The sequence below is a fragment of the Pseudomonas sp. SDO5271_S396 genome (genome assembly GCF_054071795.1).
This window is the reverse complement of sequence record NZ_JBSVWB010000016.1, coordinates 51,206-76,833: the sequence shown is the minus strand read 5'-3', so window position 1 is coordinate 76,833 and position 25,628 is coordinate 51,206. Positions and strand designations below refer to the sequence as shown.

Below are 25,628 nucleotides of genomic sequence, written 5' to 3'. Positions count from 1 at the left end.
GGCTTTGGACAAAGTGTGGGGCTGATAAAAAGGATCGAATGTGAACGCGTGTGCTGGCTCATAGGGCGACCTCGCGGTATTGCTGAGCGCCGCCCAGGTCGTCCGATCCGAATAGGGCTTGATTGACGGCCTTCCGGCTTTCCAGCATCAGATCGTGTTCATCGTGCGTGCCGACGCCCGCCGCCACCCAGTCAGGCAGTTCCTTGCGGCGCCGCATCTCGTTTAAGTGCGTCCACCACCGGGTAGCGTGTGAGCGCTCGGCAGAAATCGCCTCGGCCACATCGTTACTGCGCTGGTCCAGCAGGTAGTGCGGCAACGGCGACGCGTTCTGCGCCTCGGCGTTCGTATCATCCAGCTCGTTTTCCATGCACTCGCACCACTGGTAAACCTTGGTGGTCCAGTCGTTTATCTCTAGTGTGCCAAGCTGCGCGAATGCGTGCGGCGTACTGTCTTCGGGGAAGGTATCGAGCATTAGCGTGAAGATTGCGCGCACGCTTTCGAACGCGCTGGTTACTTCATACAGATCCTGCACGCCGGTCTCGGCTATTGCCTTGTAGGAGCGGCTCATAGCTCACCCCCAGCGCCCAGGGCAGCGCACCCGGACAGAGCGGCGGAGATTGCCTCGCGGTTGCAATCGGCGGTGTTGGCGCCGTCAGCTGCTAGGTTCCACGCGACATCTACCAAATTACGGACGTGCTGACTCGTGCCCTTGTCTGCCAATGCGGCAAAGAGAACGGCCTCAACCTTGCGCAGGGTGATCTGGGCGCTCTCGAGATCCTCAAGCGTGTCGTGGGCGATTTCTTGGATGGTGCGAGCGGGAGTATTCATTGCGCACCGCCGGCAGATTCCAGGGTACGAGCGATGGTCATGTGGGAGTTGTAACAGGCGAGACGAACGGAAAGGGACGAGTTTGCGCGGAGGGCGCTCAGGGCCAAGCGGCGGTGAGCAAATGCGCGGATTGCGGACGGAATGAGGGCGTGGTTCATCGGTGTAGCTCCTTGATCTGAGGAGCTGCCACGTTCGTTACCAAGCGAATGGGTGGCAGCTGTGCGCAGGTTGGTAAACCGGGAATCAAGGAACCCGGCAGGCACGAATGCCTCCCACGCACAGCCGCCATAACACGTAACTGCGGGCACAAAAAAAGCGCCTGCAATCGTAATGGGGGCGCTGTTGCGCCTTGATTTCGTCGGGTTACCAAGCCCGATCGCTGAATTTGCAGCGACGAGCGAACCATACCGACGAGCAAGATTGCTTGCAACAAAAGTTATCGACCGTTTGTCTCTGATCATGAGCATAGCTGTCATGGGCGGAAGTCCTCCGAATCGAGTGGCAGCCTCAGTTGCTCCCTCAGATGAGCAACGTGCGCGTACACACCCGGTTTGTCATAGCGCCAGTGAGCCAGGCGTCGGCCACTGCTGCTGGCTTCCTTCTTGCGGGCCTCCAGCGTCCGGCAGGCGTTCCCATACCGTGCTTCGCGGAACGCCATGATCAGGCTCGCTTTCAGCTCCACAACTCGGTCGGTATTGCGGGACAACGACAGCAGGAAGAACGCTTGATCTTCGTTCAGCGGGGCGAAGCGCTCCGGCCTACCACCGGCAGTTCCGGCCAAGGGTTTCTCCGTTTCAAAAGGAACAACCCCGAACTCTTCAAATTTCGCCAGGTAGCGCTCGATAAGCGCCATCGAGTTTTTGTGTTTGTTACCCAGTTGCTCAGCCAGCAGGCGGCTGTCCACGCGAGGTTCGCCCTGGTAATCAATCACGGCAATGTGAGGATTTCCCGGATCACCCTCGCCCATCGGCTCAATGATCTTGGTCGTCATGAGGTCACCTTCTGCACTGGGCCAGTACTCAGGTAGTAGGTCGCAACCTTCTGGTGATCGCGGCCTTGAGCATCCTTCAGCGTACCCAGGTGGGTAACGATGCCGTGCCCCTGCGCACGCAGCTCAGATATTCGCGCACCAGGGCGCAGGATGTTTAGAAACATGATGGCTTGGAAGGTGTTGATCGAACCATGCAGATGCAGGTAAGCCAAAAGGCGCATGCGCTGGGCGCTACCACTGGTGTCGCTGATGCTTTGCGCCGAGCAACTCTTCTCGGAATGCAGGATCTTTTCCATGTCAGGCCACCCCACTATCAGAGTCAGCGTCGGGATGGACGAATTGATGGCGGCAAACTAGACGACGATTAAGCACCAAAGCGTTTAAGGGTAGAGGAAGGGATAGAGCCGCTTTTTCTAGACAAAGCGATCCTGTCCCCGCGTCAGCGCAGAGTTGATTGGTCATCATGGGTTAAGCCTCCTGACTGAGCAGGAAGGATTCCACAGAGTCGGGCTCCCAGCGGACGGAACGACCGAAGCGAATAGGAGCGGGAAAGCCGGGAGTCTTGGACCAGCGCCACCATGTAGCGCGGCTGACTTGGTATTTGGCGCAGAGCTGGGCAGCGGTAGCGCGTGCACCAGGTATGGGCAGATTGGGTACATCGGTACTGCGGGTTGCTATTTGTGCCATTCACGGAATCTCCAAAGACTGGAAAAACCGAGAGGAGCGCTCTGTAGGCCACCAGCGCCTGAAAAAAGGTCGAAAGGTGGCAAGTCATCGGAAACACAGCACCTGTATAGGACACCAGTGTTGCGCAATATTCCCGCAGGTACTACAGTCCGCCCGTGAACCAATTAGGCGCTTTTAGCCTAACTGAATCACTTAGAAGCCCGTCAAAATGCTTCTCCCCTCGGGGTTGTGTACTGGCCTAGCTGGTATGCAGAGGACGTTGGTAGCGTCTTTCCCGAACAGGCCCCGACGTTGGTAGCGTCCGGGGCTTTTCTTTGTCTGATAATCCAACTGTCAGCGATTCTAACCCCAGCCATTGATGTTCTATGGCGTTTCATTTGTTGTTAGAAAGCTCTAGCCGTGGTCGCATGTTAACTGCCGCTAGAAAAACATCAACCAGATTTTTTGAATCACCTGTGTGCAATAACTATCCCCGTACATCTCTAACGCTAAACTTACTGTCTCTTGCTTACGCCTGAGCCCCCGTGAGTACCCAAAATCATCGTAATGACCGTTCGTCGGATTAGTCATGAAGCCCTACAGACGGGGGTTTCAGAGGGACTTATGAGGGCCTCAGTAGGTTCAAGCAATGATCATGCATCGATTTGACGATGATATTTTGACGATGATTGCCCCAGTGTTTTGTCGTGCGCGCCACGAAACACAAGCTAAGTAAAACGTGGCGCGGAAATCGCAGCCGCGCTAAGTAATCGCAGTGTCGCGACACAAGATGTGAGTTAAGAAACCGTGTCGCGACATATCTCGCCAGCTCAAACTACCAAACTAACAACGTACCGTATTACTAAACGTTGTTTATTCCCGCTTATTCGCTGTTATTCCCACTTATTCGCAGTTTCAGCGTGTTTTTAGCAGAGTTTGCGGAACTGAAATGTGCTGTAGGCCGCGTACTACGGGGATTCAGCAGCGGACTGATGGTGGTGCCCTATGTGCGACAAGATTGGGGCATGGGGGAGGGGATTTTCTTTTCGGATTCGGGTCAGCTGCACGACATTCACGACATTGCATCGGGGGTTTTCTTTTTCCGGCGCGAGATGGAAAGCACGTTGCCCGTATCAGTGACCTCCCCCAAAGCCTTAGCCAAAGCTCGGTCAAAGAGCTCGATAGCTTTACGTTTCTCTGGCAGCGCCGCTTCGGGATTATTTCGGTAGTGTCGAGAAACGACACCTGTTTGGCCATGAGCCTGAAGAAGATCAGACAGCCGATCATCAACCCCATGTTTCTGCATTAGCTGTGTACAGGTCCGGCGCAAATCTCTCGGAGAGAACGTCGGGATCTTCCCGCCAGCGATTAGCGCATGCTTGGAATCCAGCCAGTCTGCAACGGCATGGGTCGGGCTACTGATCACAAAAGGTTGTTTGCCGTGCGTAGTCCAGGGCCATGGATGATCCCCATTGATTTCCCGAACTTGCCGCACTATGGCAATGGCTCGATCAGAGAGCGGTACCAGGTGCGGTCGGCTCAGGGTCTGACCACCTCTACCTTTACGGTGAATCAATAGCACCGTACCCGCGTCCAGATCGTAGTCCGCCCAAGTGGTTTCGATTAGGTTCTTGATCCGCTGGCCGCCCGTTGATATGACGAACTTGAATAACAGTGCCATAACCGGACCGATACCGTCAGTATCCTCAACCGTATCCCAGAATTGCTTCAGCTCTGCATCAGACAAGGCTCGTTCGACAGGGGCCGAGACTTTATCGACCTTCACCATTGCGGCAGGGTTGATCTCAAGGCTATAGGTCTTCGCATTGGAGCGACCGACCACACTCTCAGCCGTAAGCCCATGGTTGAATGCCGCCACCAGAAAAGAACGCATACGATCCGCCTGCACTTTGGAGCCGCGCTCCCAGATCGGATTGAGAATTGTGAGGATGTGGTCAGCCCTGATATCTCGGGCCTTCATCCGCATTACCTCTGGATGGGGCTCTTGCATGTTCGTCTTGAGCAGCCGTTCCAACTCCTTCACGACGCCTGGTGTCGCCTTCACGCGGCGCGACTCAATGTAATCCAGGAACAAATCGTGAAAGCTTCCGCGGGCCGCTTCAATTTCGGCGAGTCGGAAACGTTCTAGCCGTTCCGCTTCTTCCAATGCGGCTGTGGCTGCACGACTAGCCGCGGCCGCTACTTGTTGCACCGAGATGTGCTCCAAGTACTTGGCAATACCGCCAGCGGCAGCGGCCTCAACTGAAATTCGCAAAGCCTCACCCCGGATACCATCCAAGCTCTGCTCGTCTGTACCCACACGCGGCTTCTTCGCAAGCGTTCCGAGAGGCAGCCGCTTGTCGCTGTCAGATGCTCGTTCCCGATAGTAGGCCTGAATAGCTCCGGAAGCTTTACGTTCGAGCAGCAAAGTCCCCTTTCCGCGAGAGCCGACCGGCTCCGACTGACGAGTCTTTACAGCAAAGGCTTCCATCTCGGTCATTCGCGTACGCTTAGCCATTCTTTCCCCGTTTTCCCCGTCCGCTCCCCGTTTCTCATGCAAAGGTACGCTAACAGGTGAAACATAGAAATACACAGAATTGGCTGCAGGCCATGTAAAACCTAGACCAAGCAAAACAGGTGATACTTGATGAAGCGGGGAAAAGCCTCAGAGCAAACGGCTTGTAATCAGTAGTTCCCGGGTTCGACTCCTGGTGCCGGCACCATATCCAGCTCCATCGCGTTCCACCGAATGCCTTGGAAGCCCCTAAAACCCGCCCTTTGGCGGGTTTTTTCGTTCCAGGACCCTCCGTCGGGATCCAACAAAATACCCCATCCCCGGGGGTATTTTTAGGGTACAGCGTCTTGCCTGCATGGAGAACGTACCCTTATGCCACGTCTAGCCGTTCCTCTCAGCGACCTGAAATGCCGTACGGCGAAACCTCGCGAACGTGCCTACAAGCTATTCGACGGTGGCGGCATGTACCTCTTCGTGAAACCCAACGGCGTGAAAACGTGGCGATTGCGCTACTTCAAGCCCAACGGCAAAGAAGGCACGCTGATCATCGGCAACTACCCCATCATCTCGCTGGCCGTCGCTAGGACCAAGCGCGATGAAGCCAAGGCCCTGTTGATCGACAACCTCGATCCTATGGAAGAGAAGAAGAAAGCGAAGGTAGCGGCTCAACGAGCTTCCCTGCTTTTCGAAACCGTCGCCCTGGAGTGGCACGCCGAAATGTCCCGGCGCTGGACGGAGGGACACGCCAAGACCGTCATGAGCCGGTTACGCACCCACGTCTTCCCCCTGATCGGCCAACGCCCCATCGCCGAGCTTGATACCCATGATCTGCTTGAGATCACTCTGCGTATCAAAGAGCGCGGCACCATGGACGTTGCCCTGCGCGTGCAGAACTATCTCTCCACGATCATGCGGGGCGCGAAGCGGGCAAGGCAGATCAGCCAGAATCCTGCGCTCGATCTGGCAGGGTCGATTCATACCCCGCGTACAGTGCACCGCCCCGCCCTCTCACTCAACCGCCTCCCCGAACTGCTCAGCCGGATCGACAACTACAACGGCCGTGAGCTAACCAAGCTGGCTGTACTGCTGACGCTGCACGTGTTCGTGCGCTCCAGCGAACTGCGCTTTGCGCGCTGGGATGAGTTCGACCTGCAAAGGGCGATGTGGGAAATCCCCGACACCCGCAAGCCAATCGACGGCGTGCGCAATTCCACTCGTGGCACCACGATGAGCGGAGACATACAGATGGTGCCGCTTTCTCCGCAAGTCATCGCGATCCTAGAACGATTACGCGGCTTGAGTAGATTCTCCGAGCTGGTGCTGCCCGGTGACCACAAGTACTGGAAGCCAATGTCGGAGAACACGGTTAACCAGGTGCTGCGCAACGTTGGCTACGACACATCCAAGGAAGTATGCGGGCATGGATTCAGGACCATGGCCTGTAGCGCCTTGCTGGAGTCAGGGCTGTGGACAGACGCGGCTATTGAGCGGCAAATGAGCCACAAGGAACGCAATCGCGTGCGTGCCGCCTATATCCACAAGGCCGAATTTCTGGAGCAGCGTCGGCTGATCATGGCGTGGTGGAGCAATTACATCGATGCCAACAGATCGGGGCATGTCACTCCACATGAGTTTGCCCATCCATCTGGGGACAACATCACCCCCTTACCAAGTGGGCGTGGCGCATTCAATCGTCGGTGAATCCGCCAGATCGCTGTTGGCCGCTCTTTAATTCGGGTCCATCCAAACAGGGCTGCAAAGCCGCCCTGTTTGGATGAACCTCGCTTTGCAAAGCTAAAAGCCAACTCGGTTCCTTTAGATGCCACTGATTTCCACCGGTGGATAATTTCATATACAGCCCCAGAGGCCACGAGTGATGGGGCGTTGACCAAAATTATCCACAGGCGTAGAACTGATCTTGCAAGCGCTGTCGATGACAGCACCCCAGGTGACCCGAGCCTTCAAGGTCACGCCGCTCCCGCGGTGGTTCTCCCCAAGGGCGATTCGCATCCGGCAGCTCGCCCGGTCACTACCCATGTGATGGATGCTCTTACACATATAGCGCTCGTGCGCCGATACCCCGTACCTCGCTGCCCTTTAGCAATCTATCCGCTTGGCCGACTACTGCGCCAACCTGTGCCCGTCTCTTTCTGTGGAAAGAGACGGGCACTTCTAACACTGCCGCAGCCCTGATCGCACAAGGCTTTGCGGCATTCCCCCTCGTGACAATCGGCGTGACAAACGCCGATGTCACCAGCAACAGCCTTGTAGATGATGGTGCCGCAGACCAGGGAATGGACTGCACCTGACTGACAGTCAGGCATGCCCCGGTCATCTCATTGCTGCTTGCACCTGGCTCAGGATCTCGCGGCAATGGTCTCGTCAGCCAATGCAGCCTCCACCCGCCCACCGGTAACGGTGCTCAGGAGGCCAGATCATGAGATGCCCTTGCTCCCGGACGTAAGGAGCCGCCAGTCCCGCGTTAGAGGACATCCCCACAGGTCGCAGGGGCCTTGATCCCTGATAACACTCAACATTATTGGCGGGATGACGTGGGGATGGGATCGGAGAACGGATATTTAGATGACCGCCATGGCATTGGTGGGTAGTGGGAGGCGTAATCTCGGCTACGACAGGCATCAGGGCCTCAGTCGCAGAAAAACATGTTCGGCAGTGGCCACTATCGTACGGCTACAGCAGACTGTGATCGTTTGCAGGCATTCGTCAAATGGTGCCGCTCGGAAGGGCACGGCGCCAGCGAGTAAAAACGAAATCAGAAAATTAACCCATAACCGGCAGCACAATCGTCAGCCCTAAACCCTTGGCCATCGACAACAGAGACGAGCAATGACATTCCCAATCAAGTTAAATGTAAATGTTGAAAGCCACAATGGAAACTACGACAGATCCATTACCTTACGGAGCGGGCTAACTGTTTTAATAGGTCCTAACGGCAGCGGGAAGACACATTTACTAAGGGCCCTGAAAAACTCATTGCCTCCACATACCAAAGACAAAAAAGTCAGATTTCTCTCTGCGGGCAGAATGGGATTACTTGAGCAATACAGGTCAGATTTCAACGGTCACCATGGCGGCAACCCGTCATATAATAGCGCCCAGTTTGGAAGCAAGAGCGACGTTGTTCGCCGACACAATATTGAGACCCTGGAGGGAGACTTTCAAACTCTCTCCGAAAGAGCCGACATACTTATTAAAGTACAAGAAAGGCTTAGGAAGCTCTTCAAGCGAGACATATTAATCGAGTGGGATGGAGGGACTTTAAAAGTTTCCTTTGCGAGATTAGACGGAGAAGATCAACCATATTCATCTGGAAGAGAGGCTTCCGGATTACTTCACCTCGTTGGGATATTGGCCGCCTTATACGATGATGACGTTGGAGCATTGCTACTCGACGAACCTGAAGTCTCATTACACCCACAACTCCAAGCCTTCTTACTAAATGAAATAATATCGGCGTCTGGCCACCCCTCGGAAGGAAGTTTCAAAAAAATAATCTTAATAGCTACCCACTCAACAGAAATGTTGAGAGTGCTAAAGTGCGAAGATCTATTATCATTATTATTCTGTCACGACCTCGGCCTCCCACCCGTCCAGGTTGATCCTTCTGCCGGAGAGTTAAAAAATCAAAAACTGCAAACTTTGGTCGCTCGTTTGGGCCAAGAGCACAAGCTTTCACTTTTCTGTCGCAGACCGCTGCTCGTTGAGGGACCGTCAGATATGCTTCTTTGCAGTTTCATCTCTCAAAAACTGGAACTACATCTAGAGGCTGCTGGCTCTCAGATCCTACCAGTGATCGGCACGGGTCAGATGCCCGTAGTTTCGAAATTCATGAAACTCTTAGGAAAGACACCAATAGTTTTAGCAGATGCAGATGCTTTCGCTGACGGCTTAGATCTTACAAATTATTTCCTCATGGATTGCGAAGAGGCTAATCGAAAAGCAACCGGCACTGGAGCTCAGTCGGCCACGCAGCTTGCAACTACTGTGTACAATGATTTTTGCAATCTAGTGATAAAATATTGGGATGACATTTCTGCCATTGCAGTTAGCCATCCTTATTGGATTAACAGAAAAGATATTATTGACGCTCAGGCAAAAAAACGAGCTTGCTTTTGCTCATTATTCGAACTTGATGACAGAAAGTTAAACGAGCTTAAATCAGGAGCAGAGTGGATCACAATAAAACGTCGAATCGAAGCGATACTCGACCTACTAGAACTGGCAGGTTGCTTCATCTTGCGAAAAGGTGCGGTAGAGTCTTATTACAAGCATTCAGATCGACTTACCTCTGAAGGGAAACCAAGCGCTGCCGTTGATGAAATTTCTCACCTTGATAGTCTCGACAATAAAGATATTTATGAAAACTTCCCTGAAATAGTTAGGTGCATTAAGTTTGCGTCTCTGGCGGACCAAATCAGCGAGGCAGAATCATTACGAGACTTACTGCTATCCATTGCAGCACCTGCAATGGCTAAACTTAATTCCGGCACAACAACACAAGAAATAAAAATCCTCTCAAAAACGATACTCAGAGAAAAGTCTGGGATTTTTGATCTATCCATCGAAGATGACAAACTAGTAATCAAGCTACAAAGCAAAATTCTTAACGTCAGCGGCTTCCCTATGTACATTAGATGTGGAGATGATGTAATCAAAGCCGTCGAGAGCACATTGCGATAAAGTTAAATTTTTTCTTATATTCTGGCATGAGCATCTGAAACAGATTAGCTGGTTGATACGCTTAGTGCCTGTCACTACCGATGGTGGTGGCGGCACTCGCAGATCTCACTTAATCACCGACTATCTATCGCTTTATCAGGCAACGTCGTGCAGCTGAATAAACCAATAAATCCCGAATTCGATTCCACAGAAAGCCATGACCAGCCGAACGATTTATAGTGACTTTTAGAGATACGCTTAATTTTCCACAGAATTCCAGGCACCCGGAAATACTACCTCGGGCGGCTGTGACCGTACGTCTGGTGCCGCACCATACAAAACAAAGGCTCGCAGCAATGCGGGCCTTTTTTTTGGGTGCTACACGTAACAACAGACGTAACAAAGGTGCCCAATAGCGGCTTGGTCAATCTGAGAGATCGACATGAGACAAGACCCTAACCTCGCCTTGGACCGCTGCCCCCATTGCAACGTGGCTATGCCCAACATGGGCAAATCCACCGACATAGTTACCACCGATCACGCCCAGCGAAACAGGCGATGGGCCACCTACTCCTGTCGCACTTGCGCCGGAGTTGTCCTTACCGTTTCCAGTGCCCTCCGCGTTGGCTGGAGCGACATCGAGCATATTTGGCCATCCGCCCAGATCGTCGACGATGCCTTACCAGCGAGAGCTCGGCAGTTTCTCACTCAGGCCATCAACAGCATCCATGCTCCGGCAGGAGCTGTGATGCTGGCAGCGTCATCTGTTGATGCGATGCTGAAAGAAATTGGCCTGGTCAAAGGCACTCTCAATAGCCGGATCCTCCAGGCAGCGGAACAACACCTCATTACCGCCGAGATGGCCGCCTGGGCTCATGAGGTTCGCTTGGATGCCAACGATCAAAGACACGCTGACGAGCTTGCAGAGTTACCTGACGAATCTGATGCCCGTAAGTCGATCGACTTTGTCACGGCCCTTGGGCAATTCCTATTTGTATCGCCGGCCCGTGTCCAGCGGGGTCGTGGCAGGGGTGAGGCGTAGCAGTATCGCGGTGTGATATGCCGGCTTTTCGAGCCCTTATCGCCGCATGCAGTAGTGCTACTCGAAAAAACCCATGCACTCCCAGGCAAATTCGCATTGATCTTCGCGGGGGATGCCAAACCCTGGAGGCTCTTGTCAACGCGCTTCGGTCGATGGGGAACGCCCCAAAAACCAGCATCTGCGGGCATGGACCCCATTCGATAATCTGAAATGCACTGATCGAGTCAGGACTGTGGTTGCAAACAGCCATTGAACGACAGTTGAGCCACAAGGAACGCAACAACGTCCGTACCGCTACATCCACAAGGCCGAGTTCATCGAAGAGCACAGATTGATCATGAACCGGCGGAGCCGGTATCTAGAGGACAACCGGCAGATGCGTGTCACTCCACACGAATTCGCGGACCAGACCGGAGCGAACGTCACTCGCCTAAAAGCAAAACGTGGAGCAACTGAGTAAGCGCTAGGTCTTCACATCTCAGCGATTCGCTTGTCCACGTGGGTCCATTCAAGCGGGCTGCAAAGCCACTCACTTAAAAAATCTAAAGCCCACGAAATTCTCTGTGGAACATCACAGATTTCCGCCACAGCCGCAGAACTTCCAAAAATGCGAGCCTCGACCCGAATTATCCACAGGCGTGGAAAGATCTGGCAAAGCACTGTCATAGACAGCAACCCCAGGTAGCTAGAACCTTTAAGGCTACGCCACACCGTGGCGCTTCTCGCAAAGTGCGATTAGCGTTCGGCGGCTCGCACGGTCACAGCGATGTGATGGATGCCTACTTTTACCAGTGTGCCCACTGCGGAAACTCATCCCCTTGCATAGCTGCCCTGCAGCAACCTATCTGCTTGGCCATTCCTTGCGCCAACCTGCGCCCGTCTCTTTCTCCTGGAAAGAGACGGGCGCTCCTACCACTGCTGCAGCCCAACTCGTACAAGGCTTTGCGGCATTCCCCCTCGTGACAATCGGCGTGACAAACACCGAAGTCACCAGCAACAGCGATACCGATGATGGTGCCGTAGCCCAGGAATGGACTGCACCTGACTGACAGTCAGGCATGCCCCGGTCATCGCTTCACTGCCTTCACCCGACTCAGGATCTCGCGGCACTGGTCTCGTCAGCCAGTGCAGCCTCCACCCGCCCACTTCCTCGGAAGTGCTCAGGAGGCCAGATCATGAGATGCCCAAGCTCCCGGTCGTAAAGAGCCGCCAGTCCCGCGTCAGTGGACAACCCTCACAGGCCGCAGGGGCCTTGATCCCTGATAACACTCAACATTCTTTGCGGGATGACGTGGGGAAAGTTTTAAAAGTTTTGGCTTCGAGAGGAGTTCGATCATGGCACTGGTGGGCAGGCGAAATGGACGCAATTTTGGCTATGGCCGACAACTGAGTTATGCCGGACCGCAGGCGTTATGCGATCTCTTTGGCGGCGGGCATTACGACACGGTCAAAGCGCACAGAGATAGATGGAAGGCATTCGTACACTGGTGTCGCTCGAACGGGCCATTGCCGTTCGTCTGGTACTGAACAACGACTTAGGCACACATTCCGGTGAACCTTTTAGGTTCTGGATCGCTTCACCATGGTTTTTCCCCGCTCCTTACTCGTATCTATATCTCGACTAAGTGTGGATGTCATTGGGTGCGGCCCTGTGCCACCATGCGAACTTCAACCAAGCACAGAAGGACCGAGGCATGGAAAGGTACGAAAACAGGGTTGGAGATTCTGGTGTGGTCGGGTACGAGATTGGGCCAGGGTCAATTGTCGTAGCCTTCAAAGACGGCTGGAAATATCTCTATGATGGGACGCGGCCTGGGGCCCAATGGTCTCCCAGTTGCAGCAGCTTGCTCGATCTGGCCATGGGCTGAATAGCTATCTAACCAGAGTGGTGAAAGGTAGGTTTGCCCGCAAGTTCAGATAGCAGCATCCATTGCGCTCCCGGCCTGCAATGCAGGTTGGGGAGCTGATCCGACCTAACCCCATTGGCCCAGACTTACGAGCTGCTATAAGTTAGAGAGCGCTTGAATGCTGAAAACCAGCTAATAACGCGGGATTCAACCTTAGACAACGAATATATAATAATGCATATGGAGATAAAATGGTAAGTCACAATAGGGTAGTAGTGTCATCCCTCTTCAAAGAGCGCAGCAAATTTGTTGTAATTGGGCTGACTGGTCGAACCGGATCAGGCTGTACCACAGCAGCAAATATCCTAGAGGGTTCCAACCCTAACTTTCCAGATTTAAATGCAATCCAGTACAAGGGAAAGCCTTTTTTTGAGCGCTTAAATGGCAGACGCTACGAAATACTTAAAAACTACGCGGAGCGAAACATCGTACAGTTCTACTCAATAAAGGTTAGCGATCTCATATCGGCGTATTTATTGTCAATGGAGACTCAAGAGCTTTTTTTATTCATCATGGGCACACTAGAAGCTCCCATTGATAGTACCAAGCTGCTCGAGGTTTTAGAGAATGGTTCCTACGGCAAAAACAAAATAAAGGCCAAGTTTTCACCTATCATGAGCAAGCTATTGGATCATGAAGAAAAATTCGTGCTTTTAGATAAAGAAAAAGAAAAATTTATTTCTTTTTTGCGACTCATGAGAAAGTTTACAAATGACTTCAAAAGCGATTTGCGAAAAATCGATAACGCTCTTTATGTATCGATATATCAATCAGCAGGTAATTCAATAAGAAAAATTGGATGCATTGATAAAGATTACAAGTCCGTTGACTTTATGCCTACCAGCGTCTTTCATCTACCCGAAACTATAAACAGGGTAATCAAAGGGATTAGAAGCATAAAAGACAAGGCTCTCATAGTTGTGGATGCTATTCGAAACCCATATGAGGCCAGATTTTTCAAGGATAGATATTCTGCGTTTTATCTTGTATCCATTAATGCACCCGATGATGATCGGGCAGCTTACCTTCACAGTGTGCATAAATTTACCTCTGACAAGCTCCGCGAAATTGATGATCATGAATCGGGCAAAACAAAAATAACTCATGCAGACTTTATTAGTCAGAATGTTAAGCAATGCATAGAAATATCAGATATACATCTATTTAATCCAAGAGGCGAGCTTGATAATAACAATGTATTGAAAGCTCAATTGGCTTGGTACGTAGCGTTAATGCTCCACCCTGGCCTTGTTTCGCCAACCTCTATGGAAAGAGTTATGCAAATTGCGTACTCAGCAAAAAGCAACTCAGGGTGCGTTTCTCGGCAGGTTGGTGCCGTAGTCACTGATGCAGATTTTTCTATCAAAGCTGTGGGATGGAATGACGTAGCCAAGGGACAGGTTCCATGTTCGTTACGATCACTTAAAGGCTTGATGAACGATTTCGATGCAGTTGCCTATAGCAAGTACGAGCGAACCAACTCTGAATTCAGATTAAGTGCAGGTAAGAAGCTTATCAAACTAGCCGATGCATTAGAATCAAGTGGCCAGAATTTATCTTACTGCTTCAAGGATATCCGTAACGGATTGGAAAGCAGCGAGCGTACACGCGGGAATCAAGTTCATACTAGATCGCTTCATGCTGAAGAAAATGCCTTTTTGCAAATCGTGAAGTATGGTGGAGCAGCGATTGAAGGTGGAAAGCTATTCACTACTGCCAGCCCTTGTGAGCTTTGCGCTAAGAAAGCCTACCAATTAGGATTGAAGGAGATTGTTTTCATCGATCCTTACCCTGGAATCGCGAATGACCATATATTAGAAGTCGGCGAAAATCCACCTGAACTTTTACAGTTTTACGGAGCCGTAGGCAAGGGCTATCATCAACTATATGATTCAGTGCTGCCTTACAAAGACGAATTAGCATACATGGAATAAGGAGCTAGTAAATAGCTACTGACGTACTTTGGCTTTGATACGCGTACAAGATTTATTTGAGCCGCGGTTCACCTCAGTCATGCAGGGGGACATGGTTTATTTCAGAAAATCACTCCGCCCCCTTTTTATTTACAGCGCGGTATAGCTCAGAAATCCCGAGTTCGATTCCACCGAACGCCATAACTAGCTGATTTATTTATAGTTACTAATTGGGGTACGCCGAATTTTCCAGCGAACTCCAGACGCCCGAAAAATCTAGCCCCGCAGAAACATACCGCTCGTCTGGTGCCGGCACCATTTAAAAACAAAGGCTTGCAGCGATGTAGGCCTTTGTTTTTTCTGTCATACGTAACAAAGCACGTAACAAGCACCAATCTGCATTTTCTGCTGAACTGAACACGCAAGCGATCAGGGGCCTACGAAAGACGCCCATCAATGGAATACACCAAGGTTCAACGCCCAGCCCGGCAGTATGGACAAGGTGAATGCAAAAAAATGTGCCACGCCCTTCCGAAGTCAAAAAACCAAAGCCTTCTCCATAAAGCCTCAACCTTATTTCCACCCGCTACCAGGACGGATTAATAGATGGGTATCCAGAGCACAAAGGCCGGAAACAGTCCTACTGCCCACTTTGTAGCGGTGGGCGACGATAGCGTGTTCAACGGCGCGATTGTTTATGGGTTTGCCATTTTTCGACGCACCCGGCTGAAACGCTTGATAAGAGGTGTGAAAGAGATAAAAAAGCGCTTCAACATTCCTGAAAATGTCGAAATTCATTGCAAAGATTTGCGACTGGAGGTCTCTCGCGAAAAGATTGGCCTGCAACACTTGTCTGACCGCGACGTTGAGAGCGTTTACCGAAATGTAATCACCCTTATCAACCAGTGCGACGTACTGGTGAAATATGGATTGGCATTTGAAGAAAAAGTAAGACCCGACTGGAGCGCGGGGAGCTTTACCCTAGAGGGCGGAGATAGAAGAGTCGAAGTACCAGCCAAATTCGATGTGAAAGGAATTCTCGGAATAGTTGCCCAAACGTGCTTTACGAGCAGGCCAGGCATGAACGATGGGCCTAGCCTGGAGCAAATGGATATATTCGTAGCGCCGGACGCCACCCAAGTGAAATTTCTCGGCGACAAATCTCGCCAAGCTCATTACTGGGCTAGAGGCTTTATCGATATGGGAACCGGGACCGTGCTGGAGGCCACCCCAAACATTGGGGGATGTCCTTCGGAGCTATTTGAAATCGCCGATGTAATTGCATATACATGCTCCCACGCGGCTCACGGCAAAGACGAACAACCTTTCTTTCATGCATTACTCTCTGCCGTAAAAAGTAAAATTAAAAACGAATTCGTAACCGAACCTGAGTAAATCAGCGTTCGGAGGGGACGTTCCTGACGGGTATTCATGATAGGCCTGACAGTAGGGTTTGCACCGAGCAAATGCCCGAGCCCTCGGGTTCCGATGTACCCACCGCTGGCACGGGCACTCTGGCGTGCAGCATCGTCGTGGTCGGCGGCGGTTCCGTCGCTGGGGGGATGGTGGGGGGCACAGTGACAGAGAAACTCGCCGAAAAGCTCTACGAGGCAGGCCAATGAGCCTAAGCACAATGGACACAGTGCTGTTGGTCGTCGGCATCGCAGACATTGCTGGCATTTATATTTGGATGGGTATTTGCCTACGCCTGGCCTACACGAAAATGGATTTGATCCTGGAGCACCTGAAAAACAGCCCGGCGATCATGGCCAGGGCCCCACTACGGCAGGGTGGGCCTTGGGGCAAACTTCTATTGATCGGTGGCATTTCCGGGATTCTTGCGTTTCCCGGCTTCCACCTCAAGAGAGGTCAGCTCAGCCCTGAAGATCTCGCGAACCTGCCCGCAGCGCTCAAACTCAAATTGGTGCGGTTGCATCGGTGCGCGATCGGATTGCTATTGGTCTTAGCTGCCTTTGGCGCCGCCGTTAAGTTCGGCTTGTTTTAGACGCAGCGCCTGCTTAGCTCACGATTTCAGGTGGTGTCCGATGCAATACGGGGCTTTGTGCTTTCTAAGGTTTGGAAAACCCGAGAATTTTTTTACGCAAACCGCCCCCCTCTACGACGCAAATAAACCATCTGCGCCGCCACTCCCACCACCAGTACCAACGCAATCACCCCCTGCGCGCCCAGCAACACCGGCGATTTCAGGTCGGTCACAAACGGGTGCCCGTCGGGCACGCGGCGCAGGGTTTCGGAGACGGTTGGCACCATCAGGAAGAACGCGCTCAGGCTCAGGAAGAGGGTTTCCAGGTAAGCCCGTGCGCGGCCAAGCCAGGTGAGGTTGCCGACGGTGTAACCGGCGAGCAGCAGCGCAAGGGTGATGACGCCGATGATGTTGCTCACGGGTTGCTTGGCGACGAGGAAGACGGTGAAGCCGCCGATCAGCATCGAGACCAGGTAGGCCAGCCCCGGGGTGGAGCGTGGGACGATGCGGCCGTGGCGGATGAACATGTAGGCGGCCAGGGGGATGGCGGGCAGGCTGCCCAGTGTGTGTATCCAGCCTAGGGCGGAGATTCCGAACATTTGATTTTTCCCACGTGATTGGACGATGTGCATGAACGGCCAACGCTGGAGGGTTTCGTTTCGGTGGCATCGGCGCGTTATGATTCGGGGTCAGCTTAATGAAAGCGGGGTCGCGCAGACATGATGAATCCCCTCGAAAACTTGATCATTCATCCGGAAATGCAGTTGGAAGGTCTGGCCAAGGGCGATCTGCTGTCGCAGGTGCTGGCGCAAATTCGTCTGACCGGGGATCGGGTGTATTCCGCGCCGTTGGCGAGTGGGCAAGGCCTGGGGCTGGATGAGAAGAGCGCGCACATTTGCGTGGTGCAGAGCGGACGGTTGCAGCTCGAAGGCGCCGAGCAGCCGGCTGTAATGCTGGAACAGGGTGATTTGATTCTGCTGCCCCACGACCCTTCGGGCATGCGCATCACAGCCTGCGACGGGCCAGCGGCGGTGGTGATCTGCCGGTTCTGGTTCGATGCGAGCAGTTTCCAGGCGATGCTGTTTGCGTTGCCTCGCTTGATCCATATCCGCAAGACCGAAGCCGCCGCCTGGGCCGAGGGCATCCTGCATTTCATGTTGCTTGAGGCCAACGACACGCAGCCGGGCGGGGCGCTGATGGTGTCGCGGCTGATCGACCTGACGGTGATCCGCATTCTGCGCACCTGGGTTCAGCAGAACGCTGCGTCGGGCTGGCTCGGTGGCTTGTCGGACGCGCGCATTGCCCGTGCGCTGCGGGCCATCCATGAAACCCCGGGGCAACAATGGCGCATCGATGCGCTGGCGGACATTGCCGGCATGTCGCGCTCCAACTTCTGCGACCGCTTCAGCACCCTGGTGGGGCGTTCGCCGCTGCGGTATCAGAATGAATGGCGGCTGACGCTGGCGAAAACGATGTTGTCGAAACACGACAGCCGCATCGGCGAGATCGGCTTCACCATTGGCTATGAGTCGGAGGCGGCGTTCAGTCGGGCCTACAAGGCTTTTTTCGGCCGCTCGCCCCGAGAGGACAGCACCCGGCCGGGTTAGGGCCGGGCCAAGCCGTTCAATGGCCGGCGCTTTGGCCGCCGTCTACATGCAGGATTTCTCCGGTGACGAAGCCAGCGGTTTCCAGGTAAACGATCGCCTGGGCGATGTCGCCTACTTCCCCCATATGCCCCATCGGGTGCAATTGCCCGAGCGCCGCGTGGGTTTCCTCGCCGTGCATCGGCGTCTTGATGATCCCCGGGCTCACCGCGTTCACGCGAATGCCGCGCTTGGCGTATTCGATGGCCAGTGATTTGGTCGCCGAGTTGAGCCCGCCCTTGGTGAGGTTGGCCAGCACCGATGGCACGCCGTCGATGGCGTGGTCGACCAGGCTGGTGGTGACGTTGACGATATGCCCGGCGTTATTTTTCTCCATCTCGGCAATGGCCAGCTGGGTGATATAGAAGAAGCCGTTGAGGTTCACCGACAGGACGTTGGCGTAATCCTCCGGGGTGTAGGCGGTGAAGGGCTTGGCGATGAAGATACCGGCGTTGTTGATCAGGCTGTCGATCCGTCCGAATTTGGCCAGGGTTTCGTGGATCACGCGCTGGGCGGTGGCCGGGTCGGCAATGTCGCCGGCGACGGTGAGGATGTCCGGATCGGTGGACAGCTGGATCGAACGCGAGGTGGCGACCACCCGGTAGTCGAGAGCGCGGTAGGCCTGGACCACAGCGGCGCCGATGCCTTGGGAAGCGCCGGTAATGATGACGACTTTACTCATGATGCTTCTCCGGCAGAGGTTTGGGATTTGCGGTATTCGGTGGTGGTGATGCCGGCGTAGCCCCAGTTATCGGTGTCGACTTCTTCGATGACGATGTGGGTCAGGTCCGGGCGTTTGTTGAGGACGCGCTCGAGGGTTTCGGTGAATTCGGCGATGACCTGGGCTTTTTGCTCCCGGGTAACGCCATCACGGGTGATGCGCAGGCTGACAAAAGGCATGGCGGTGGCTCCAGTGGCCGGCTATCTGGATGATGGCCCGACGGTGAGGCCAATTTAGAAGTTCACTGGAAGGTGAAAAAGGTGGGGCCAGGTACTTCATTAATAACTTGATGTAATGAGTTTCACGGCGCTTCCACAAGTTTTCACAGCAGCTTCGGATGCTGGCTAAGTAATATCCCCTGGTGTTCCCCACAACCCTCAACACGCGTCTTCATGATGCAAGGAGCTTCAATGTCGTGCGTTCCTCCTTCCTGCGGCGGCGGCAGCAAGCCGCCCGCAGCCAGCGGCTCTGGCAGCACCAACAACGCCGATTCGGCGATTGCCAAGATGGAAGCCACGTTCAACATGGCGATTGAGAAGTCGGCAAAAATCACCGAAATCAGCACGGCCAAAAAAGCCGAGCTGGACGCCACCAAACAGCGTCCGCAGAACTGATGCACCTGGCGGCAGCGCACTTGCGCTGCCCGCCCTTTCCTTTCTATCCCTGCCTCGGTTTTTTTCGGTATAACCGTCACGACTTCGCGTTGTGAACGGATGCCCATGAACGCCCTGAAACTGATCTGCCTGCTGCTGATTGTCCCGCTGCTGTTGAGCGCGCTCGGCGGCTGGGAGTACCAGCGCGTGGCCGAGAACAGCGCGCAGCTCAGCGATTACAGCGCCAAGGTCACTATCGCCCAACGCCAATTGCGTGCCGTAGCGGCGAACAACCTCAACGCCTTGATCGACGTGGGCGACGAAAAAATCGGCGTAACCGTGGCGCTCTCGCGGCTGGACAAGATCGAGACCGAACTGCCCATGGCGCGGCAGGTTCAGCGGGTATTACGTGGCCTGGCGCCCTGGGTGATGGGCCTGGGCCTACTGGCCGCGTTGATTGGCACGGCGGCGCTGGCCGGCACCCAGTGGGCGGGCCGGCGCGCGCAGCAATCGCGGGAAAAGTTGTTGCAGGTGTTTTCCCTGGGCAGCCGATGGTTGCCCTATGTGCTGGTCAGCCATGTGGTAGCGATGGCGACGACCGTGGCACTGGCGTTGAGTTACGAAGGCCTGGCGCTGTGGCATATCGGCCGGCTCGGCAGTGGCGAAATCAAGCTGATGGCGGTGCTGGCGGTGATTGCGGCGTTCTGCCTGTATTCGATCTGGCTGCTGCTCAAACAGCTGCGACCCATGCTGACGATGTTCGAGCCCGAGCCGCTCGAGATGTTCGGGTTGGTTGTCACGCCCGAACAGGCGCCGGGGTTATGGGCGCAAGTCCGAAGCCTGGCCAGTCGGCTGGAGGCATTGGCACCGGACCATATCGTGGTGAGCCTTACCCAGGGGTTTTACGTGACCTCCAGCGAGGCGACTGTATTGCCCGCCGAAACCCGTCTGCGCGGGCGCACCCTGCATGTGCCGTTGTTGCACTTAGGCCTGCTGGATCGTGGAGAGGTCGATGCGGTGATCGGCCATGAACTGGCGCACTTTGCCGGGGACGACACCGAATACAGCCTGCGTTTTCTGCCGATCTACGACGGTATCCAGCGCAGCCTGAATGGCTTGTTCACCACCATGCTGTTCAGCGATGCGCTTCAGTCACGGCTGATGCGCCCCGCCTTTATGCTCGGTCTGTTTTTCATCCAACGCTTCGATCACGCAGTGAACCACTGGAGCCGCGAGCGGGAGTTGCTGGCGGATGCCGCCGGCGCTCGGGTAGCGGGCGCGCAAGCGGCGGCGTCGGCGTTGTTGCGGGTAACGGTGCTGCATCACCCCCTGGAAGAGGCCTTGATAGCCCTGTGTGAGAAGGCCATCGCCGAGGATCTGCCCGATGCCACGCTCACCGCTTTGCAGGAATGCGCACTGCAATTTCCGGCTGAAGCACTGGAGATTCATCAACCCCACCCCACCGATTCCCACCCGTCCAATGGCGAACGCCTACAAGCATTAAGCGTGCACGTAGAGGACGCCGTGCGCATCGCCACGCGCGCGGTCAATACACACACCGCCAATGCGCAGATCGACGCCTGTTTCAGTGCCCCCCACACCGTGCGCGAGCAGTTGTCCCGCGACCTGATTGCCGCGTCGGAGTCCGCCGATGCGGCGCACACTCAAGCGCTGGAGACCCTGGCTGCGTCCGCGCAGGGCGAGCGCAGCCTGCATGAGGGTTTCGGCTGGCGCGGCATGGTGAAAGCCGTGCTGGCGGTGCCTTTCGTGCTGGTCGGCCTGGGGGTGATGGCCCAGCCCTGGCTGGCCCCGGAACGCTTGAAGGGTACGCCTTTGTCGGCCGTCGGGGCGGGTGCGGCGATTGCCGGCATCGCGTTGATTTTTCTGTGGCTGGGCCTGCGCCAATTCAAGCGCGCGCCGCAAACGGCACTGCGTCTGACCCCGGAACATTTTGTGTTTGCCAACCTGACCGAGCCGCTGCCCATCGAGCACATCGCCGATGTGAGCCTGCAATTTGCCCAGGGCATTTGGGTCACCGTGGAACTGACGCCGGAGGCGCCGCTGCCAACGCTGCGCAAAACCCCCTTCGGCGTACCGAATGCGCGGGTCAACAAGAAGAAACGCCAGGTGCTGTTGCAGATGGCTCGGCTGTGCATCGATAACCAGAAAATCGAGCCGTATGACGGGTTGTCGCTGATGCTCGATTACGTGAGCGCGTCCGCGGCACGCAAGCTTCTGCTCAGCCGCGAGGGCTGACGCTCGCCCATAAAAAAGCCCCGAACCGGTCGGGGCTTTCAGTGCCTGGCTTCAGGCGCGACTTGCGATCAATCAGAACACGTTGATCGGGTAGTCGGCGAACAGACGGATTTCGTTACCGCCTACGTTGTAGTTGCTGGCGTTGTTGGACACACGCAACCACGACGCACGAGCACGCAGGCTCAGGTCTTTGGCCGGACCGCTCTGGACCACGTACTTGAACTGGTTCCAGATTTCACGCTCGGTGCCGTCGCCACGGTTGGTACCGTCGTCGATGTTGGTGCCGCGCACGTAGGCGATGTTGTAGGTCAGGCCCGGTACGCCGAAGGTAGCGAAGTCGATACCGTAGCCGGCTTGCCACGAACGCTCGTCCTTGCCGTTGAAGTCGGACCAGTAGGAGTTGGCCAGCAGGATGGTGTTGCCGCCGTCGCCGATACCGCCCGCGTTGCGGTAGCCGCCGTACAGGTAGCCGGTGTCACCGGTGCTGCGCTGGTGAGCGATGGTGAAGCTGTGCGGGCCGACGGCCCAGGTAGCGCCCAGGCTCCAGATCTTGTTGTCGCGAGCGTCCGCGTCACCTTGGTTTTCCAGGGCGAAGCTGCGGTCCAGCTTGGTTTTGTAGCCGTTGAAGTCAAAGGTCAGCGACTGTTTCTCTGGCAGGGCCAGCACGTAGTTGACGTTGACGTATTGCTTCTTCAGCACGTCTTGCATGTCGGATGCGTACAGCGCAGCAGACAGGCTTTCGGTGAATTTGTAGCTGCCGCCGATGTAGTCGATGCTTTTCAGGCGACCGCTGTCGGTGCCTTCCATGCTCTTGCGGGCTTCTTTGGTGAAGTGACCGGCGTCCAGTTGCAGGCCGGCGATCTCTTTGGAAACGATCGAGGCACCGGTGTAGGTTTCCGACAACAGACGGGAGTTGTCGTACTGCAGCACAGGCACGGCCGGGAACTGATCACCGTACTTGAGAACGGTGTTGGAAACGCGGAACTTCACGGCAGCGCCGCCCTTGGCCAGGTCGTGTGGAGCCGAGCCAGGGTTGTTGGCAGTGCCGTTACCCGGTTTGAAAAAGTCGATACCGCCAGCGCCGGCACGGCCTTTACCACCGTCCAGACGGATAGCGTACTGGCCGATCACGTCCACACCCACACCGACGGTGCCCTGGGTGAAGCCGGATTCGAACTTGCCGATGAAGCCCTGGCCCCATTCGGCTTTGTCTTGCCTGCCGTTCTTGTAGTCACGGCTGATGTAAGCGTTGCGTGCTGCGATGTTCAGGTGGCTGTCATCAACGAAACCCTTGGATTGCTCCTGGTCGTTTGCCATGACTGTCGATGCGCTCAAAATCCCCAGAGCGATCAGACTCATCCGTTGCTTCAACATTTTTTTGTATTCCTTATCACTGGTTGAGTACGCGCTATGACACCAGGCTCCATGTCGCTTTCTGGTGTCGATCCCTTCCGGAAAAAACAAAGCCTGCGGACGACTTTGCAGGCCGCAGGCCTTTTTATTGGAAGAGTCATGGCGGATAGCCACAGGCGTTGGGCGCATCCTAGTCGTGCGTTGAACGATGTGTCAATTTCGTGAATCGTCTGTATTTAGGCGAAAAAATTCTAAGTCGTGTACCCAGACCATTCTGAAAACGACAAAGATTTTTCCTTACCCATGGTTGAAAACATATCTCGTAACACATTTCAAAGCAGATACGTTTGGCAACAGATAACACGCGCAAATGCAAAGCATTACCATTCGCGCGCTAATTTCTTCCCAAACCTTCTGGATGCATTTTCACATGCCTGCCCCTCGCCTGACGCCCATCTCCCTTGGGCTTTCCGTACTGCTGTCTGCCGGCTTCGCCTGCGCGGCCACCGTCTTGCCCGAAACCTCGATCAGCGCCGAAGCCGACGAAGACGACCCGCGTATCAAGGAAACCAGCACAGCCACCCGCACGGCAACGCCGGTGCGCTACGTGCCCCAGGCCATCGATTCGGTGAAGACCGAAAGCCTGCGCTCCTACGGCACCAATGACCTGGGCCAGGCGTTGAGTGGTATCCCCAACGTCAGCAGCGGCGCCGACACGCGCTTCGACAGCCTGCGCATTCGCGGTTTCGACGCGAGCAATGACTTCTACCTGGACGGGATTCGCGACGACAGCCAGTACGTGCGCGATCTGCACAACATCGAGCGCATTGAAGTGCTCAAAGGCCCGGCGGCCGTACTGTACGGGCGAGGCGGTCAGGGAGGGATCGTCAACCGCGTGAGCAAACTGCCGGTCGCCGGCCACAAGTCGAGCATCGAAGCCCAGGGCGGCAGCGATGACTTGCGCAGCCTGTACGCCGACTTGAGCACCGACCCAAGCGACACCCTCAGCCTGCGTCTGAACATGGGCAACCAGGACAACAACAGCTTCCGCGATGGTGTCAGTGGCAATCGCCAACTGTTCGCGCCGTCCATGAGCTGGCAGCTCACCCCAGACCTGAACTGGCTGGTGCAATACGAATACAGCCGCTACAACCGCACGCCAGACCGGGGTATCCCGGGTGTCAACGGTCGCCCGGCCGACGTGGGCCGAGACACCACCTACGGTGACAGCCGCGACTTCATCGACGACAAATCCCAGTCGCTGCGTTCGAGACTCGCCTACGAACTCAACGAACACTGGCAACTGCGTCATACCCTCGGCGTGTTCAAGCTCGATAGTGATTTCGACAACACCTACCTCACCGGCTACACCGCCGCGACCCACCAGGTGACCCGCCAACGCTGGCAACAAGACCTGAACACCCGCAACGTGTTCAACAACATCGAACTGGAAGGCGGTTTCGACACCTTCGGCCTGGAACATCGCCTGCTCACCGGCCTGGAGCTCGGCAGCCAGCGTCGCGACCCGAAACTCTACACCGCGGCCACCGTCGCCCAGGGTGGCCAGGCCGTGCCGAGCCTGGACCTCAACCGGCCCAACCGCCACCTCAGCCACACCGGGCGCATGAGCCTGTCGAGCAACAACCACACCGAGGTCGAAAGCCGCGCGCTGTACGTGCAAGACCAACTGCGCCTGAACGATCAGTGGCAAGTGCTGGCGGGCCTGCGCTACGACAACTTCGAGGTGGACACCACCAATAAGGTGACCAACGCCCGGCAAGACGTCGAAAGCCACAGCACCAGCCCCCGCATCGGCCTGGTCTGGACGCCGCTGGAAAACCACTCGTTCTATGCCTCGTGGAGCAAGACTTTCTCCCCGGCGGGCGGCGGCCTGATCGGCATCACCCCCAACGCCTCGGGCGGCGTCAACGACCTGAGCCCCGAACTGACCAGGCAGAAAGAAATCGGGGTCAAGAGCGACTGGCTGGATGACCGTCTGAGCACCACCCTGGCCGTGTACGAACTGGAACTCTACAACCGCCGCACCAGCGACCCGCTGGACCGTACCATCACCCTGCTCAGTGGCTTGCAACGCTCACGCGGCGTGGAGCTGACCGCCACCGGCAAAATCGTCGGCAATTGGTCGGTGCGCGGTGGCATCGGGTTACAGGACGCCAAAGTAGAGAAGGACAACAACGGCTTCGAGGGCAAACGCATCAGTGACGTGGCCAAGCGCAATGCCAGCCTGTTCATCACCTGGAAACCGGAAATGGGTTGGTACGCCGAAACCGGCCTGACGCTGGTGGGCGACCGCTACGCCGACAGCCTCAACACCGTGGTGTTGCCCGGCTACGGTCGTTGGGATGCGCTGGCCGGGTTCCGGCACAAGGATTGGGACGTGCGGGCGGCGCTGAACAACATCGCCGACAAGACCTACTACGCCTCGGCAACCAGCGTGGCGCAGATCCAGCCGGGAGAGCCGCGCAACCTGGTGGTGACAGGCACTTACAGTTTCTGACTCACACGCCTTCTGCAG

General features: G+C 55.4%; 19 protein-coding genes and 3 pseudogenes. 13 read left to right on the top strand and 9 right to left on the bottom strand.

The annotated features are described in order from the left end of the window. Positions 1 to 58: 58 nt before the first annotated feature. The 5 genes from ACW9IN_RS13635 to ACW9IN_RS13615 all read right to left on the bottom strand — a co-directional run bounded on the left by ACW9IN_RS13635 (position 59) and on the right by ACW9IN_RS13615 (position 4,985). Entirely contained in the window at positions 59 to 568 is a 510-nt protein-coding gene (locus ACW9IN_RS13635) for a hypothetical protein (RefSeq protein WP_457366366.1), read from the bottom strand. Then, a complete protein-coding gene (locus tag ACW9IN_RS13630; RefSeq protein WP_457366365.1) occupies positions 565 to 828 on the bottom strand; it encodes a hypothetical protein in 264 nt (87 codons plus the stop codon). The genes ACW9IN_RS13635 and ACW9IN_RS13630 overlap by 4 nt, the downstream gene beginning before the upstream one ends. A gap of 472 nt (positions 829 to 1,300) precedes the next feature. After that, positions 1,301 to 1,819: a Rha family transcriptional regulator gene (locus ACW9IN_RS13625; RefSeq protein ID WP_457366364.1), complete on the bottom strand. Its 519-nt coding sequence runs from the start codon at positions 1,817 to 1,819 to the stop codon at positions 1,301 to 1,303. Further along, on the bottom strand, positions 1,816 to 2,115 hold the full coding sequence (locus ACW9IN_RS13620; RefSeq protein ID WP_457366363.1) for a helix-turn-helix domain-containing protein: 300 nt from the start codon (positions 2,113 to 2,115) through the stop codon (positions 1,816 to 1,818). Before ACW9IN_RS13620 ends, ACW9IN_RS13625 begins: the two co-directional genes overlap by 4 nt. A 1,442-nt stretch (positions 2,116 to 3,557) precedes the next feature. Continuing rightward, positions 3,558 to 4,985, bottom strand: a complete 1,428-nt coding sequence (locus ACW9IN_RS13615; protein ID WP_457366362.1) for a site-specific integrase — start codon at positions 4,983 to 4,985, stop codon at positions 3,558 to 3,560. A 387-nt stretch (positions 4,986 to 5,372) separates the two neighbouring features. Here ACW9IN_RS13615 and ACW9IN_RS13610 point away from each other — a divergent pair, with 387 nt between their 5' ends. From ACW9IN_RS13610 to ACW9IN_RS13570, 9 genes and pseudogenes are all read left to right on the top strand, one after another. Beyond that, the gene (locus ACW9IN_RS13610) at positions 5,373 to 6,701 is read left to right on the top strand and encodes a tyrosine-type recombinase/integrase (protein WP_457366361.1); all 1,329 of its coding nucleotides are present in this window, start codon (positions 5,373 to 5,375) and stop codon (positions 6,699 to 6,701) included. A 938-nt stretch (positions 6,702 to 7,639) separates the two neighbouring features. Further along, positions 7,640 to 7,744 (top strand): annotated as a pseudogene (locus ACW9IN_RS13605) (integrase domain-containing protein); the annotation flags it as partial. Positions 7,745 to 7,847: 103 nt separating this feature from the next. Continuing rightward, positions 7,848 to 9,701: an ATP-dependent nuclease gene (locus ACW9IN_RS13600; protein WP_457366360.1), complete on the top strand. Its 1,854-nt coding sequence runs from the start codon at positions 7,848 to 7,850 to the stop codon at positions 9,699 to 9,701. A gap of 421 nt (positions 9,702 to 10,122) precedes the next feature. Next, positions 10,123 to 10,722: a DUF4145 domain-containing protein gene (locus tag ACW9IN_RS13595; RefSeq protein WP_457366359.1), complete on the top strand. Its 600-nt coding sequence runs from the start codon at positions 10,123 to 10,125 to the stop codon at positions 10,720 to 10,722. Between the two features lie 33 nt (positions 10,723 to 10,755). Beyond that, a pseudogene (locus tag ACW9IN_RS13590) lies at positions 10,756 to 11,182 on the top strand (tyrosine-type recombinase/integrase); the annotation flags it as partial. Positions 11,183 to 12,057: 875 nt separating this feature from the next. After that, a pseudogene (locus ACW9IN_RS13585) lies at positions 12,058 to 12,228 on the top strand (integrase domain-containing protein); the annotation flags it as partial. Positions 12,229 to 12,820: 592 nt separating this feature from the next. After that, positions 12,821 to 14,563: an anti-phage dCTP deaminase gene (locus ACW9IN_RS13580; RefSeq protein ID WP_457366358.1), complete on the top strand. Its 1,743-nt coding sequence runs from the start codon at positions 12,821 to 12,823 to the stop codon at positions 14,561 to 14,563. A 585-nt stretch (positions 14,564 to 15,148) separates the two neighbouring features. Further along, positions 15,149 to 15,937 (top strand): hypothetical protein, encoded by a 789-nt coding sequence (locus ACW9IN_RS13575; protein WP_457366357.1) that lies wholly within the window; start codon positions 15,149 to 15,151, stop codon positions 15,935 to 15,937. 223 nt (positions 15,938 to 16,160) lie between these two features. Further along, entirely contained in the window at positions 16,161 to 16,547 is a 387-nt protein-coding gene (locus ACW9IN_RS13570; protein WP_457366356.1) for a hypothetical protein, read from the top strand. A gap of 92 nt (positions 16,548 to 16,639) precedes the next feature. Here the strand turns inward: ACW9IN_RS13570 and ACW9IN_RS13565 are convergent, their stop codons facing one another. Beyond that, a complete protein-coding gene (locus ACW9IN_RS13565) occupies positions 16,640 to 17,125 on the bottom strand; it encodes a hypothetical protein (RefSeq protein WP_457366355.1) in 486 nt (161 codons plus the stop codon). Positions 17,126 to 17,245: 120 nt separating this feature from the next. Between ACW9IN_RS13565 and ACW9IN_RS13560 the strand changes: the two genes are divergently transcribed. Next, positions 17,246 to 18,133, top strand: a complete 888-nt coding sequence (locus ACW9IN_RS13560; protein ID WP_457366354.1) for an AraC family transcriptional regulator — start codon at positions 17,246 to 17,248, stop codon at positions 18,131 to 18,133. Between the two features lie 16 nt (positions 18,134 to 18,149). On the opposite strand, the gene ACW9IN_RS13555 is transcribed toward ACW9IN_RS13560, so the two are convergent. Further along, complete coding sequence (locus tag ACW9IN_RS13555) at positions 18,150 to 18,851, bottom strand: SDR family NAD(P)-dependent oxidoreductase (protein WP_457366353.1); 702 nt, start codon at positions 18,849 to 18,851, stop codon at positions 18,150 to 18,152. Next, the gene (locus ACW9IN_RS13550) at positions 18,848 to 19,069 is read right to left on the bottom strand and encodes a tautomerase family protein (protein WP_457366352.1); all 222 of its coding nucleotides are present in this window, start codon (positions 19,067 to 19,069) and stop codon (positions 18,848 to 18,850) included. Before ACW9IN_RS13550 ends, ACW9IN_RS13555 begins: the two co-directional genes overlap by 4 nt. 231 nt (positions 19,070 to 19,300) lie before the next feature. Here ACW9IN_RS13550 and ACW9IN_RS13545 point away from each other — a divergent pair, with 231 nt between their 5' ends. Both ACW9IN_RS13545 and ACW9IN_RS13540 read left to right on the top strand, forming a co-directional pair. Continuing rightward, positions 19,301 to 19,504 carry a hypothetical protein gene (locus tag ACW9IN_RS13545; protein ID WP_457366351.1) on the top strand — a complete coding sequence of 68 codons (204 nt, stop codon included), beginning with the start codon at positions 19,301 to 19,303 and terminating at the stop codon, positions 19,502 to 19,504. 105 nt (positions 19,505 to 19,609) lie between these two features. Next, positions 19,610 to 21,739 (top strand): M48 family metalloprotease, encoded by a 2,130-nt coding sequence (locus ACW9IN_RS13540; protein ID WP_457366350.1) that lies wholly within the window; start codon positions 19,610 to 19,612, stop codon positions 21,737 to 21,739. A 72-nt stretch (positions 21,740 to 21,811) separates the two neighbouring features. Here the strand turns inward: ACW9IN_RS13540 and ACW9IN_RS13535 are convergent, their stop codons facing one another. Further along, entirely contained in the window at positions 21,812 to 23,113 is a 1,302-nt protein-coding gene (locus ACW9IN_RS13535) for an OprD family porin (protein WP_457366349.1), read from the bottom strand. Between the two features lie 409 nt (positions 23,114 to 23,522). Here ACW9IN_RS13535 and ACW9IN_RS13530 point away from each other — a divergent pair, with 409 nt between their 5' ends. Next, on the top strand, positions 23,523 to 25,610 hold the full coding sequence (locus ACW9IN_RS13530) for a TonB-dependent receptor (RefSeq protein WP_457366348.1): 2,088 nt from the start codon (positions 23,523 to 23,525) through the stop codon (positions 25,608 to 25,610). Positions 25,611 to 25,628: the final 18 nt, after the last annotated feature.

Bases quoted from the DNA above. Each gene is read 5' to 3' on its own strand.
- ACW9IN_RS13635 (WP_457366366.1), bottom strand. From the start codon at position 568: ATGAGCCGCTCCTACAAGGCAATAGCCGAGACCGGCGTGCAGGATCTG.
- ACW9IN_RS13630 (WP_457366365.1), bottom strand. From the start codon at position 828: ATGAATACTCCCGCTCGCACCATCCAAGAAATCGCCCACGACACGCTT.
- ACW9IN_RS13625 (WP_457366364.1), bottom strand. From the start codon at position 1,819: ATGACGACCAAGATCATTGAGCCGATGGGCGAGGGTGATCCGGGAAAT.
- ACW9IN_RS13620 (WP_457366363.1), bottom strand. From the start codon at position 2,115: ATGGAAAAGATCCTGCATTCCGAGAAGAGTTGCTCGGCGCAAAGCATC.
- ACW9IN_RS13615 (WP_457366362.1), bottom strand. From the start codon at position 4,985: ATGACCGAGATGGAAGCCTTTGCTGTAAAGACTCGTCAGTCGGAGCCG.
- ACW9IN_RS13610 (WP_457366361.1), top strand. From the start codon at position 5,373: ATGCCACGTCTAGCCGTTCCTCTCAGCGACCTGAAATGCCGTACGGCG.
- ACW9IN_RS13600 (WP_457366360.1), top strand. From the start codon at position 7,848: ATGACATTCCCAATCAAGTTAAATGTAAATGTTGAAAGCCACAATGGA.
- ACW9IN_RS13595 (WP_457366359.1), top strand. From the start codon at position 10,123: ATGAGACAAGACCCTAACCTCGCCTTGGACCGCTGCCCCCATTGCAAC.
- ACW9IN_RS13580 (WP_457366358.1), top strand. From the start codon at position 12,821: ATGGTAAGTCACAATAGGGTAGTAGTGTCATCCCTCTTCAAAGAGCGC.
- ACW9IN_RS13575 (WP_457366357.1), top strand. From the start codon at position 15,149: ATGGGTATCCAGAGCACAAAGGCCGGAAACAGTCCTACTGCCCACTTT.
- ACW9IN_RS13570 (WP_457366356.1), top strand. From the start codon at position 16,161: ATGAGCCTAAGCACAATGGACACAGTGCTGTTGGTCGTCGGCATCGCA.
- ACW9IN_RS13565 (WP_457366355.1), bottom strand. From the start codon at position 17,125: ATGTTCGGAATCTCCGCCCTAGGCTGGATACACACACTGGGCAGCCTG.
- ACW9IN_RS13560 (WP_457366354.1), top strand. From the start codon at position 17,246: ATGATGAATCCCCTCGAAAACTTGATCATTCATCCGGAAATGCAGTTG.
- ACW9IN_RS13555 (WP_457366353.1), bottom strand. From the start codon at position 18,851: ATGAGTAAAGTCGTCATCATTACCGGCGCTTCCCAAGGCATCGGCGCC.
- ACW9IN_RS13550 (WP_457366352.1), bottom strand. From the start codon at position 19,069: ATGCCTTTTGTCAGCCTGCGCATCACCCGTGATGGCGTTACCCGGGAG.
- ACW9IN_RS13545 (WP_457366351.1), top strand. From the start codon at position 19,301: ATGTCGTGCGTTCCTCCTTCCTGCGGCGGCGGCAGCAAGCCGCCCGCA.
- ACW9IN_RS13540 (WP_457366350.1), top strand. From the start codon at position 19,610: ATGAACGCCCTGAAACTGATCTGCCTGCTGCTGATTGTCCCGCTGCTG.
- ACW9IN_RS13535 (WP_457366349.1), bottom strand. From the start codon at position 23,113: ATGTTGAAGCAACGGATGAGTCTGATCGCTCTGGGGATTTTGAGCGCA.
- ACW9IN_RS13530 (WP_457366348.1), top strand. From the start codon at position 23,523: ATGCCTGCCCCTCGCCTGACGCCCATCTCCCTTGGGCTTTCCGTACTG.